Raw genomic sequence first — 13,192 nt, 5'->3', positions numbered from 1 at the left:
CTGGGAGCGCGGTCTGATTGGCTGACGACGGGCTTCGCGCCATCTTCCTGGAACAGCGCCCGATGTTGCTGCGCCTGCTTTCCGCGCGGCTGGGCAGTCGCGACGACGCGGAGGACGCGTTACAGGACATGTGGCTGCGGCTCGACCATCTGGCCGGCGAACCGGTCGCTCAGCCCGTGGCCTTCCTTTATCGCGTCGCCAACAATCTCGCCACGGATCGTCGGATCGCAAGCGCACGTCGCGGGGTCCGCGATTTCACCTGGCACGACGCGCAACCGACCGCAGACGACCTGCCCGATGTCGAGCGCGTCCTCGTCGCGCGCGATGCGCTGCGCGTCGTCGAGGCGGCGATCGCGGATATGCCCGAGCGGATGGCGATCGCGCTGCGCCTGTTCCGCATCGAAGGGCGGCCGCAACGCGCGATCGCCGAGCAACTGGGGATCAGCGTCAGCGGCGTGGAGAAGCTGTTGCAGCGCGCCTACCGGATTATTCATGCGCGGATCGCCGATACCGGTGAGGATGTCGCACCACCGTATCGTCAGAATGATCGAAGGGGTCATCGTTCGTGATGCATGATGCGACAGGACAAGGGATCGATCCCCGCGTCATCGATGCCGCGATCGCCTGGCATATGCGTCAGGTGGAGATGGACGCCGCCGACTGGGCGGCGTTCACCGAATGGCTGGAGACGGATCCGGCGCATGCCGATGCCTATGGCATGATCGCGGCGCAGGATACGCTGTTGGATGATGTCGCCTTTCCGGCGGCGCTGCCGGTCGCGGCGAACGACGATGCCCCGCGGACGCGGCGCTGGCTACCGTGGCTGGCCGGCAGCGCGATGGCGGCGGGACTGGCGGCATGGCTGGTGCCCGGTTTCCTGCCATCGACAGGTACGACACGGGTCTATGCCACGCGCGATGGGGAGCGGCGCGACGTGCGCCTGCCCGACGGCACGGTGCTGGCGCTCGCCGGCGGCACGCGGGTGCATTTCGACGGCGCTGATGCGCGCGCGGTGACGCTGGACAGGGGGCAGGTCACGCTGTCGGTCGTGCACGATGCCGCGCACCCCTTCACCGTGGAGGCGGCGGGGCAGACGATCCAGGATGTCGGCACGACGTTCGACGTGACGCGCAGCGAGGGCGCGGTGACTGTTGCGGTCGCCGAGGGGTCCGTGGTCTTCCAGCCGACCGGCGCCGCGGTGAGTCTGAAGGCGGGCGAGGCGCTGGCGATGCGGATCTCCGATGGCGCGATCGTGCGCAGCCGCGTGGCGCCGGCTGCGGTGGGCGGCTGGCGCAGCGGAATGCTCGACTTCGATGGTGTGCCATTGTCGGACGTCGCCGCCAGCCTGCGCCGGTTGTATGGCACGCAGGTGACGATCGCGGGCGACTTGTCGAAGCGGCCGTTTACCGGCATGATCCGCCTCACGGGGACTGCCGATCGCGATATACCGCATCTGGCCGATCTGATCGGGGCGACATGGCGGCGTGACGGCGAGCGTTGGGTTCTGGCGGGGCGCGACGACACACCGCATTAAGGTAGCATCGGCCGTATTGCTCGCGATCGCGAGCCCGGTAACGGCCGCGTCGTCACAGCGCAGCGAGACCGCCGTCGCGATCACCCTGCCCGTCATGACCCTGGATAAGGCGCTTGTCGCCTTGGCCCGGGCCACGGGCACCGAGATCGTCAGCACCGAGCCGGGCTTGCACCGGATCGTCACCCGGCCGCTGCGCGGGCGGCTGACCGCCGGGCAGGCGTTGGAACGGCTGCTGGCGGGATCGGGCTATCGTGCCGTTCCGGGCCGCTGGGGCGGTCATCGCATCGTCGCGGCGCCCGCCATCGCGTCGCGGGACCGCGTCCCGTCGCCCATCAGGCCGCCGCGCGAGCCAGCGCCTGCCGACATCGTCGTCACGGCGAGCAAGCAGCATGTACCCCTGTTGCGCTATCCCGGCAGCCTGACGCTGCTCACCGGTACGCCGGTGCAGATCAACGGCACGGCAGGCGACATCAGCGATCTGGCCCGGCCGCTGCCGATCCTGCAAAGCACGCAGCTGGGGCCGGGTCGCAACAAGGTGTTCATCCGCGGCATTGCCGACAGCAGCTTCAATGGGACCACGCAGTCGACGGCAAGCGTCTATCTTGACGATGTGCAGCTGAACGCATCCGGCCCCGATCCCGCGCTGCGCCTGTACGACATGCGTGCGATCGAGGTCATGGAGGGACCGCAGGGTACGCTGTACGGCGCGGGCGCGATAGGCGGCGTGCTGCGGCTGGTGACCAACGCGCCGGTGCTTGGCGAGACGAGCGGCTGGGCAGGCGCCGGCCTGACCGCGACGCACGGCGGCGGCGCGGGCTTCGACGTTGCGGCGCGCGTCAATGCTCCGCTCCTCAGCGACCGGCTGGCGCTTCGGACGGTTGCCTATGCGGTGCGGGACGGTGGCTATATCGACGATACCCGGCGGCGGCTGTCGGGGGTCAACCGCACCGACACGCTCGGCATGCGGGCCGCATTTCGCGGCGATCCGGGGGGCGGCTGGCGGATTGACGTTGGTGGCGTCGCGCAGAGCATCCACAGTCGCGACAGCCAATATGCGGTGTCATCGATCGGCGCGCTTGCCCGGCGCAGCGCGATCGCGCAGCCATTCGACGACCGCTTTCTGTTCGGCCGGGCGACGGTGACCAAGGCGTGGGATGACGGTCTGACGTTCGTCTCGGCGACCGGGGTTGCGGCTCGACGGTCCCGCGAGCGGTTCGACGCGACACCATCCGGCTCCCCGATGCGAGCGCCGGCGGTCTATTCGATCGATAACGACAAATTGCTGTTGTCCCAGGAATTTCGCGTGTCGCGATCGCTGGCTGGCGGTCGGTCGTGGCTCGCCGGTTTCACCTTCGTCAGCGACCGGTCGGCACTGTCGCGCACGGTCGGAACGATCGGCGGCGGCGTCGACATCACCGGCGTCAGCAACCTGACCCGTGCCGCCTCGGGCTTCGGCGAGGTGACGATGCCGCTGCTCGACCGTCTGTCGATGACGCTCGGCGGGCGCTACACCGCGGCGCGTGTCGATGGCGAGCCATCGGCGACGCGGCGTGCGGGCGCCTTCATCAAGGGGCGCGAAACGCAGCGCTTCGATCCCACGATCGCTGCGTCTTATCGCATCGCGGGGTCGCTCGCCGCCTTCGCGCGATATCAGACGGGGTTCCGCACCGGCGGCCTCGCGGTCGCGCAGGGAATCGGGCGGGTGGCCAATTACGAACCCGATGCGATCCGCTTCGCCGAACTGGGTCTGCGCCGGCTACGCCACGGGGCGACGGGGATCGGCGCAACGCTGAGCGTGTCCACGGCGCACTGGACGGATATCCAGGCCGACCTGCTCAATCGTCGCGGTCAGCCGTTCACGACCAATCTGGGCGATGCCAATATCCAGACGGTGGAAGCGTCGGTCGACTGGGTGCCGACGACGCGGATCAGCATCGCGGCCTCCGCGCTGTACACGCACAATGTCGTGACCGGGCCGATCGCCGACCAATCGCGGCGCGACAACCGCCGCTTGCCCGACACGCCGCCGTTCGCGGCGCATGGGGCGATCGGTTACGCGTGGCCCGAGGATGCGGCGATCGCGCCGAGGATCACCGCGACGATCGACTATGTGGGGCGGTCGGTGCTGGGAACGGGTGATCTGCTCGACGTCAGCCAAGGCGATTACCTGGCGCTGGGCGTCAATGCGGCCGTGCGCCGGCGCGGTGTCGACTGGACGGTCGGTATCGACAACCTGACCGATGCCCATGCCAACCGCTTTGCGTTCGGTAATCCGTTCGGCCTTACGGCGCGCAATCAAACGACGCCGTTGCGCCCCCGGTCGCTGCGCGTCGGCCTTGCTAAAGCATGGTAGCGGCCTTCTGGTTCAGGTAAGCTCCAGCGCCTGAACCAGGCTGTCGACGAGAGGCACATCGTCGAAGGACCATGCTTTGCGATCGAACAATATCCGTCCGGTGAAGCGATGCGACCGTCGGCGATCTCCTCCTCGACCCGAACTTACAGGATGAAGGATCGCTCGGTCGCCCGGACGCAGTTCCGCCCGGCCAGTTTCGCGGCATAGAGCGCACGATCGGCACGGTGGATCAGCGCCTCGGCGCTGTCTCCCTGTATGGCGATCGAGACGCCGATGCTGATCGTCACGGGCGGCTCGTCCGCGTTCGGGGCGGAGGCTTCGACCGCGCGACGCACGCGTTCCGCCATCGCCAACGTGGCGTCGCGCTCGGCGCCGGGGAGGATCAGCAGGAATTCCTCGCCGCCGAACCGCCCCGCCCGATCGGATGAACGCAAGGTGCCGGCAATCGCATCGCCGACGCGTCGCAAGACCCGGTCACCGGTCTGGTGCCCGTAGCTGTCGTTGACGGCCTTGAAATGATCGACGTCCAGCAGCGCCACGGCGACCGGCCCGCGCGACAACGCATTGTCCAGCAGCGCGAGGATGCAGCGACGGCTTGCCAGCCCGGTAAGCTGGTCGGTGTCGGCCGCGGCGATCGCCAGCGTGGCCGTCCGGGCGGCCTCTTCGTGCGCGACGCGGAGTTGCCGCACCAACTCGTCGCGCTTCGCCAGCAACGCCGCCAGCGGCAGGGCGGAGGTCAGGAGCGCCAGCAGGTAGATCTGGAGAAACAGCAAGGCCGCCGTCGTCAGATGAAGCGGCGTCAGCGGTCCGAAGCCCTGGGCCGTCATCACCGATCCGATGCCTGCCACGATCACCACGCCCGCGGCCGCACCAAAGGGTCCCAGCCGATAGGTCACCGCGATCTGCGCCAGCATCGGCATGAAGAGGATCGGATAGACCGACTGGCCGAACACCAGAAAACTGACCAGCGCCATCATGCCCAGCAGCGCGGCGATCTCCCACCCCGATCGGTCGATCGGCACGCGGGCGTCTCGACGTGTCAGGGTCCAGCCCGTCAGGATCAACGGCGTGACGATCATCATGCCCAGCGACACCGTCACGAACCAGGACAGGAAGAAGTCGATGCTGTTCGCGCGCGAGATGAACGTCGCAAGGGTTGCACTGCAGAACGCGCCGCAGGTCGTCGCCAGCGCCAGGCGGCCGACCTGCCGCGGGGCCGTCATGTCGGGCGGTGCGTCGCGCTGCCAATGACGGCACAGCCGCACGACGATCGCCGCCTCGACGATATTCGCCGCGGTGAACGCCAGCGCATTCGCGACGCCGACGCCCGCCATCAGGTTCGCCACGAGACTGGCGACCGCCGCCGCCAGAAGGTGCCCCGCGGCATGCCCAGGCCGGGCGATCAGCAATGCCGCCACCAGGATGCCACTGGCCGGCCAGATCGTCCCGAAACCATTGGCGTTGAGGGTCAACAGCATCGAGCCGAGCGCCGCCAGGAAATAGGCCAGCCCGGTCCCCACCATGCCGGGATGGATCGGGCCTCGCGCGATCACCCCGTTGTTGACCCATTTTCGCGGCATGAAGCTTCCCTAGCCCGGCCGCGATGCGGGCGAAATAGGTACGTGCTCACCTGGCTGCTCGGCGGCGGGAGGTTCGACCGCGTCGTGCGGGCAGCCATCATCCTCCCGGTTCGATATCCTTGCCGACGGTCCGGAAGCCCAGGTGCGATGCCGCCAGCGTCTCGTCCTGCGCGTGCCGGGCCGCGGGGCGGTAGCGGGCGCAATAATTGGCCGCGCACAGGAACGAGCCGCCCTTGATGACGCGCGCGCGGACATCGGGCTGGCGCGGGTCGAAGCTGGGGTTGCCCGGCGTCCCGTCGCCGGTGACGAAGGCACCGTGGCCGGGCAGGTACCAGCTGCGCGTCCACTCCCACACATTGCCGATCAGGTCGTAGGTGCCGATCGGGCTGCGCGCGAAGCAGCCCGCGGGTGCGGGACCGATCCAGCCGTCCGCGCCGGTGTTGCGGGTGGGGAAGCTGCCCTGCCAGTAATTGGCGGCGTGCAGCTCCGGCGCGGCATCGGGATCGCGCACGCCGATCCGCGCCGCCGCCTCGAACTGTTCCTCGGTCGGCAATGCGCGTCCGGCCCAATGGGCATAGGCGGTGGCGTCGGCGAAGGTGACGTCGACGACCGGGTCGTTGTCGTGTCCCGCGATGCTCGTTCCCGGTCCGCGCGGATGCCGCCAGTCGGCGCCATGGACGAAGCGCCACCAGGTCGCGGGATCGGGCGCCACGAACGGCTGATCGGGGGGCGAGAAGACGAACGCGCCGCCGCCCGGGCGCTCCGCCTCGGTGACATAGCCGGTGGCGCGAACGAAGACGGCGAACTGTCGGTTGGTCACCTCATGCGCGTCGATCCCGAAGCCCGCGACGCGAACCGGCACCGGCGGCCCCTCCTCGGGATAGGCGGCGTCGCTGCCCATCGCAAAGTGCGACGCGGGCACGCGCACGCTGCCGTCGGCATGGCTCCCGGCGCAGGTCGCGACGACCGGCGCGACGCTGGCGGCGCGTCCCGGCGTCCCGTCCGCGCGCAGTCCGCCCGCGAGCAACGCGACGATCAGCAGCGCGCGCATCACGGATAACGGCTGGGCGTAGAGGGCATGATGACCCCGGTTTCCTTGCCATAGCGGTCCCATGCCGCGATCAGCGCCGTCAGCCGCGCCGGCTCTCGCGCCGCCAGATCGCGCGTCTCGCCCGGATCGTCGGCGAGGTTGAATAGCCGCCAGCGATCGCCGAGGTTCACCGCCTTCCAGTCGCCCTGCCGCACCGCACGGCGGCCGAACAATTCGCTGCCGATCGCCTCCTGCGGCGAATGGACGCGCGCCGCCGCGCCGGTCAGATACGGCCGCCAGCTGACCCCGCGGACCGGCTGCACCGCGCGCGCGCCATAGGTCGCCCCGCGCCAGTCGCCGCCGGCCGCCTCGACCAGCGTCGGCACCACGTCCATCACCGTGCCGAACGTATGGCTGATTCCCTGCCGCCGCGCGCCGGGCCAGTCGATGAACGCCGCGACGCGCGTGCCGCCCTCCGTCGTATAGCCCTTGTAGAGCCACGACGGCGCGGTCGCCGCCTGTGCCCAGCCGGGACCGTACCAGGCATAGGAGGTGGCGGTGCCGATATTGTCGCGGCGGTTGTCCGCCGCCTTCACCCGCGCCTGGAACGCCGGGATCTCGATCCGCGACAGGTCGGCGCCCTCCGCGCCATTGTCGGCGGTGAACAGGATGATCGTGTTGTCATAGCGGCCGGTGCGCTTCAGATAATCGATCACGCGGCCGACATTCCGGTCCATGCGATCGACCATCGCGGCATAGACCTCCATCCGCCGCGCCGCGTCGCGCCGCTTCTCCGGCGACAGGTCCGCCCAGCGCTCGCCCGCGGGCAGCTCGACGTCGTGCGCGGTGACGCCGGCGGGGACGAGGCCCAGCGCCTTGAGCCGCGCCAGCCGGCGCCGCCGCAGCGCCTCGAACCCGTCGTCATATTGGCCGCGGTAGCGCGCAATATCCTCGACGGGCGCCTGCAACGGCCAGTGCGGGGCGGTGAAGGTGAGATAGGCGAAGAACGGCTTGGCCCTGTCGGCGCGTCCGAGCTGCTCGATCAGCTTCCCGGCATAGGCGTCCGAAGAGTAGAAATTCGCGGGCAGCGCCGTCAGCTGGCGCCCGTTCTCCCAATAGGTCGTGCCGCCGTCGCCCGGCGTCTTCGACAGGTCGCTGCCGTAATGGCTGCCCCCGCCCTGCGCGAGATCGAAGCTCTGGTCGAAGCCGTGCCGCGCCGGGCTGTCCTCCGCGCGCATGCCCAGATGCCATTTGCCCGCCATCATCGTGGCATAGCCGAGGTCGCGCAGCCGGTCGGCCAGCGTCACCACATCGGCGGGCAGATAGCCCTCATACCCGCGCTGCCCCTTCTGATTGGGTGCCCACATCTCCGCCATGTTGCCGAGGCCAGCGAGATGGTTGTCGGTGCCCGACAGCAGCATCGAGCGCGTCGGCGAGCAGGTCGGCGCGGCATGGAAGCCGGTCAGCCGCAATCCGCGCGTGGCGAGCGCATCGAGGTTGGGGGTGCGGATCTCGCCGCCGAACGCCCCGATATCCGAATAGCCGAGGTCGTCGGCGACGATGACCAGGATATTGGGGCGTGGTGTCTGCGGGGCGGTGGCGGGTGCCTGCGCGCGCGAGGCGTGCAGCGCGACGGGGGGTATGGCGACGCCGGCGAGCAGCGCGGCGGCGAGAAACAAGCGCATCAGGCGGCTCCGAAGAAGGGCGAGCCGGCGGTAGTGCCGGCTCGTTGAGACTTATGATGGATTCCGTTCGTGCTGAGGAGAGGCTGAGCTTGTCGAAGCCTCGTCTCGAAGCACAAGCGCCCTTCGAGACGCCGTTTCGACAAGCTCAACGGCTCCTCAGGGCGAACGGAGCGGCCTGCCGCAGCGCTACGCCACCACCTCCGGCTTCAGCGCGCGGCTGTTCGCGCCGTCGAGCGCGACCGGCACCGATCCCGCGATCGTCGCGCGGCGCAGATGGCGTTTCTGCTTGCCGAAGTCGGCGATCGCGCGGTGCTGCGTCGCGCGATTGTCCCAGATCGCCACGTCGCCGGGCTGCCAGCGCCAGCGCACGGTGTTCTCCGGCTTCGTGATATGATCCTGCAGCGTCTGGAACAGGCGGCTCGAATCCTCGCGGTTCAGCCCGACGAAGCTCTTCACGAAATTGCCGAGCAGCAGCACCTTCTCGCCCGACACCGGGTGGACGTGGACGACCGGATGCTCGGTTTCATAGACGGTGGAGGCGAACACCTCGCGGTGATGGCGCACCTGCTCGTCCGATGCCTCGGGTCGTGCGGCGGCATAGTCATAGGCGTTGGTGTGGACCGCGCGCAGGTCGGCGACCAGCGCCTTGAGCGGCGCGGGCAGCCCCTCATAGGCGGTGACGCCGTTCGCCCACAGCGTGTCGCCGCCCGCGGGCGGGATCACCAGCGCGCGCAGGATCGACGCGGCGGGGAAGGCGGGCAGGAAGGTGATGTCGGTATGCCATTGCGACGCCGCCTCTCCCTCGCGCGAGTTGAGTTCCAGCAGGAAGCGCGATCCTTCCGCGACCGGCACCGTCGGGTGCGCCAGCGGCTCGCCCAGGCGGCCGGCGAACGCCTCGTGCGCGGCATCGTCGAGCTGGGTCTGGCCGCGGAAGAAGATCACCTTGTGGCGGACGAGCGCGCGCTGGATCGCCGCGATCGTCAGGTCGTCGAGGTCGCCCGACAGGCGGACCCCGCGGATCTCCGCGCCGATGCGCCCGGCGACGGGCACGAGGTCGAGCGGGTTTTCGGCATCGGCGGCATTATCGAACTGATGCTGGATGGCAGTCATGTCGGTCACTCCTTCATAGGGTTCAGGCAGGGATAGGTTCGGGCTTTGGGGCACCGCGCGCATCGAGCGCGGCGCGGATCGCGGCATGGCGGGTCTGATCGATCGGAAAGCGCCAGATCAGCGAGGCCGAGATGAGGTGGGCGACGGCGGGGCCGAGCGCGAAGACATATTTCAGCGCCTCCAGCGCGGCGGGCGCACTGGCACCGCGCGGCTGGAAACCGAGCCAGGCGAGCAGCGGCAGCGCGAGGCCGATGCCGATCGCGGGACCGGTCTTGCTGGCGAGGCTGAAGACGGAGAAGAACAGGCCGGTGCGATTGTGTCCGGTGCGCAGGTCGTGCGCATCGGCGACGTCGGCGACCATCGCGCGCAGCATCAGATTGCCCGACCCTTGCGTCAGCCCCTGCGCCACCGCGAGCGCGATCAGCAGCCACAGCGTGTCGGGGAACACCGCGAGCAGCGCGATGTTGATCGCGGCCTGCGCCAGTTCGCCGGCAATCGCGGTCTCGCGCTTGCCCAGCCGCCGCCCGATCGCCAGCCACAGCGGGCCGGCGGCGACGCCGAAGCAGAATTGCAGCAGGTACAGCCCGCTCGCCCATTGCGGCAGCCCCATGTAGCTGACGCAGAAGAAGGCGATCAGCCCGGCACGGATCGACTGGCCCGCGGTCACCGCGACGTCGGACGCCAGCACGCGCAGCAGCAGGGGATCGCGGAAGATCAGCGTCGTCGCGCGCCACAGCCCGGTGCGCTGCGGCGGTCGTGCCGGTGCGGCCGGCTCGCCGATCGTGCCGAGGCTGAGCAGCAGCGTCGGCACCAGCGTCAGCAGGATGAAGATGCCCGCGGCGTGCAGCTTCAACGGGCCATCGGCGGGGCGCCATTGTTCGATCAGCGTCGGCAGGATGAGGACCAGCAGCAACCCCAGCGCGCGCATCGTCTGCTGATAGGTCACGATCCGCGTCCGCTCGTGATAATGCGCCGACAACTCCCCCGCCCAGGCGGAGAAGGGAATCTCGATCATCGTCCAGCCGGCGTAGAAGACGAACAGCGCCCCCGCGAGATACAGCGGCGGCACCGGCGACGGCGGAAAGAACAGCAATGCGGAGCCGATCCCGAACAGCGCGCCCCCCGCCGCGATCCACGGCCGGCGGCGGCCGAAGCGGGTGCGGGTGCGATCCGACAGCGCACCGACGATCGGGTCCGACGCCACGTCCCAGAAGCGCCCGAGGAAGAAGATGAACCCGATCGTCGCGAGCGACAGGCCGAAGTGGCTGGCGTACACCTGCGGGACGAACAGCGTCAGCGGCAGGCCCGCACCGGCGAGCGGGATCGCCAGCGAGCCGAAGCCGAGCAGCCGCAGCGCGCCGATGCCCGCGGGTTCGTTCTTCCTTGCGCGCGACCGGGATGCCGCGCGGGGCATGTCATGCAGGGGAATGCTCGCCATCGCCGCCTCCGTCAGAACCGGACCTTGAGCGTCGCACCATAGGTGCGCGGGTCGCCGAGCACGGCGCTGACCAGCCCGTAGTTGAGCACGTTCAGGGTCTGAAAATAGTTCTTGTCGAACAGGTTACGCGCCCAGACCGACAGGTCGTAGCGCCCGTCCGATCCCAGCCGGACGCCGGCACGCGCATTGGCGATGCCATAGCCGGGGACGAGGCCGTAGCGGCTGTTGCTCGCCACCGTGTAATAGGACGAGCGGTACGACCAGTCGCCGTGGAGATAGCCCTGCGCCGCATCGCCCGCGATCGCGCGGGTGAGGTCGCCGCCGACCGACGCCGCCCAGCGCGGCACGCCCGCCAGCCGCTGCCCGGTGAAATCGCGCGAGGGCGTGCCGGCGGGGTTGGCGGTGGTGGGGTTCAGCGCCTCGACCGGGGTCGGCCCGTTGGGATAGTCGCGATACGTCGCCTCGGTATAGGCGAGCGAGCCGGTGAGGTTCAGCCAGTCCGCCGCGCGTAGCGCCACGTCACCCTCGAACCCGCGCGACCGCACCTTGGGGATGTTGGCGATGTAATTGATGTAGAGGTTGGTGCCGACCACCTGCTGGACGATCGTCGTCTGATAATCGCGCACATCGCTCTGATAGGCGGCGAGGTTGAGTGTGACGCGACGGTCGAACAACTGCGACTTCAGCCCGATCTCGTAATTGTTCACCGTCTCCGGCCGCACCACCGGATCGACGCCCGCGGGAATGTTGGTCAGGTTCAGCCCCGGCGATTTCGCCCCGCGCGAATAGGTGGCGTAGAGCAGGCTGTTCTCGCCCGGCTTCCACCCCAGCGTCACCAGTCCGGAGAGGCTGTCGTCCTTCGTTTCGACCGCGAACGACTGCACCGGGGCGAGCGCGTTGCGGATCGTGGCGACGCGCGCGAGTTGCGCTGCGGTCAGCCCCGTCGTCGACTGCGCGAACACGCGCGCGTTGTTGTAGCTGCCCCACTTTTCCTCATGCGTGTAGCGCAGCCCGCCGGTCAGGCTGACCGCGGGGGTGAGGTGCCAGGTCGCCTGTCCGAAGATCGCGCCGCTCTTCGTATGCGGATCGGAATAGCCCGCGCTGCGCAGGCCGTTGGTGGCGATCGTGGCGACATTCTGATCGTCGGTGGGGTACAGCGCCAGCGCGGCGTCGCTGCCATATTCCGCGGTGCTGTACCCGCGCACCACCTGTCGGAAGTAATAGACACCCACCTGCCAATCGATCGTGCGCGTGCCGGTCGAGGCGAGCCGCAGTTCCTGGCTGAACTGCCGCTGGAAGTTGAGGATGTGGTTCTGCAGGTTGATCGACAGCGCGGTCAGGTCGCTGTCGTTGCGCGGGAACCAGTTCCACTGCCTCACCGCGGTGACCGCGGTCAGCGCCGCGCCGCCAAAGTCATAGTCGATCTGTCCCGACACGCCCCAGGTGTCCATGTTCGCCTGGAACGGCGAATTGGCGTCGGTCCGCCGCGCGAAGGGGTCGATCGCCAGCGGAGTGTAATTCGGGAAGCGCGCGATCCGCTGGACGAAGGTGTTCGCGATCGCGGTGCCGTTGTCGTAATTGGCGAAGGTCGCGACCGGCAGGTTGATGCAGCACGACTGGTTCTGCTGCCCCCAGTCGCCGATGAGGCGGATCGTCAGCCCGGCCGCGGGGGTCAGCAGCAATTGCCCGCGCACCGTGGCGTTGTCGTAATCGTGCACCCGCCGCCGTGTCGTCGTATCGTAGAGGAAGCCGTCGCGCGTCGTATAGGCGGCGCTCAGGCGGAAGGCGGCGAGCCCGTCGACCAGCGGCCCGGTCAGCGACCCGCGCACCTGGCGGTGGTCGTAATTGCCGACATCCGCCTGTCCATCGGCATGCCAGTCGAACTGCGGCAGGCGGCTGGTGATGTTGATCGCGCCCGCGGTGGTGTTCTTGCCGAACAGCGTCCCCTGCGGTCCGCGCAGCACCTCGACCCGGTCGAGATCGACCAGATCGAACTGGCTCTGCCCGACGCGGCCGTAATAGACGTTGTCGATATAGACGCCGACGCCATTCTCCAGCCCGTCGTTGGTCAGTGCGACGTTGGAGCCCAGCCCGCGGATGTTGATGTTGGTGTTGCGCGGATTGAAGCTGAACACCTGCAACGACGGCACCAATTGCTGTACCTGATCGAGGCGATAGTCGCCGCGGATGCCGAGTTGTTCGTTGCTGACGACGCTGAGCGCGACCGGCACGTCCTGCGCGCGCTCCTCGCGGCGGCGTGCGGTGACGATGACGTCGCCGCCGGGATCGTCCGCGGTCGCGGCGCCCGTGTCGGGAGCGGACACCACCGGCGGCGCGACGTCGTTGCTGGCGAGGGCGACCTGCGCCGGGGCGGCGGTCGCCGCGAGCGTGGCGGTGGAGGCAGCGGTCAGCGACAGGCTGCGGACGAGCGCCGTCCGCGCCGAAAATCCCCTTGTCATGGA

The 13,192-nt window shown here is 69.1% G+C and carries 9 protein-coding genes; 3 read left to right on the top strand and 6 right to left on the bottom strand.

The features are described 5' to 3' along the window. Positions 1 to 17 precede the first annotated feature (17 nt). The 3 genes from PGN16_RS20120 to PGN16_RS20110 all read left to right on the top strand — a co-directional run bounded on the left by PGN16_RS20120 (position 18) and on the right by PGN16_RS20110 (position 3,887). A complete protein-coding gene (locus PGN16_RS20120; RefSeq protein WP_335311136.1) occupies positions 18 to 569 on the top strand; it encodes an RNA polymerase sigma factor in 552 nt (183 codons plus the stop codon). Next, positions 569 to 1,534: a FecR family protein gene (locus PGN16_RS20115; protein ID WP_335311135.1), complete on the top strand. Its 966-nt coding sequence runs from the start codon at positions 569 to 571 to the stop codon at positions 1,532 to 1,534. The genes PGN16_RS20120 and PGN16_RS20115 overlap by 1 nt, the downstream gene beginning before the upstream one ends. A 121-nt stretch (positions 1,535 to 1,655) precedes the next feature. Then, complete coding sequence (locus tag PGN16_RS20110; protein ID WP_335311134.1) at positions 1,656 to 3,887, top strand: TonB-dependent receptor; 2,232 nt, start codon at positions 1,656 to 1,658, stop codon at positions 3,885 to 3,887. A 143-nt stretch (positions 3,888 to 4,030) separates the two neighbouring features. On the opposite strand, the gene PGN16_RS20105 is transcribed toward PGN16_RS20110, so the two are convergent. The 6 genes from PGN16_RS20105 to PGN16_RS20080 form a co-directional block, all read right to left on the bottom strand. After that, complete coding sequence (locus PGN16_RS20105) at positions 4,031 to 5,467, bottom strand: GGDEF domain-containing protein (protein WP_335311133.1); 1,437 nt, start codon at positions 5,465 to 5,467, stop codon at positions 4,031 to 4,033. 97 nt (positions 5,468 to 5,564) lie between these two features. Continuing rightward, positions 5,565 to 6,518 (bottom strand): formylglycine-generating enzyme family protein, encoded by a 954-nt coding sequence (locus PGN16_RS20100; protein WP_335311132.1) that lies wholly within the window; start codon positions 6,516 to 6,518, stop codon positions 5,565 to 5,567. Beyond that, positions 6,518 to 8,182 carry an arylsulfatase gene (locus tag PGN16_RS20095; protein WP_335311131.1) on the bottom strand — a complete coding sequence of 555 codons (1,665 nt, stop codon included), beginning with the start codon at positions 8,180 to 8,182 and terminating at the stop codon, positions 6,518 to 6,520. Before PGN16_RS20095 ends, PGN16_RS20100 begins: the two co-directional genes overlap by 1 nt. Positions 8,183 to 8,368: 186 nt before the next feature. Further along, positions 8,369 to 9,292: a TauD/TfdA dioxygenase family protein gene (locus PGN16_RS20090; RefSeq protein WP_335311130.1), complete on the bottom strand. Its 924-nt coding sequence runs from the start codon at positions 9,290 to 9,292 to the stop codon at positions 8,369 to 8,371. A gap of 22 nt (positions 9,293 to 9,314) precedes the next feature. Next, on the bottom strand, positions 9,315 to 10,730 hold the full coding sequence (locus PGN16_RS20085) for an MFS transporter (RefSeq protein ID WP_335311129.1): 1,416 nt from the start codon (positions 10,728 to 10,730) through the stop codon (positions 9,315 to 9,317). Positions 10,731 to 10,741: 11 nt separating this feature from the next. Next, positions 10,742 to 13,189, bottom strand: coding sequence for a TonB-dependent receptor (locus tag PGN16_RS20080; RefSeq protein ID WP_335311128.1), 2,448 nt, complete (start codon positions 13,187 to 13,189; stop codon positions 10,742 to 10,744). Positions 13,190 to 13,192: the final 3 nt, after the last annotated feature.

Origin of the sequence: Sphingomonas phyllosphaerae, from assembly GCF_036946485.1 — a bacterium.
Classification (GTDB): Bacteria; Pseudomonadota; Alphaproteobacteria; order Sphingomonadales; family Sphingomonadaceae; genus Sphingomonas; species Sphingomonas phyllosphaerae_E.
This window is presented reverse-complemented; position numbering and strand designations above follow the sequence as displayed.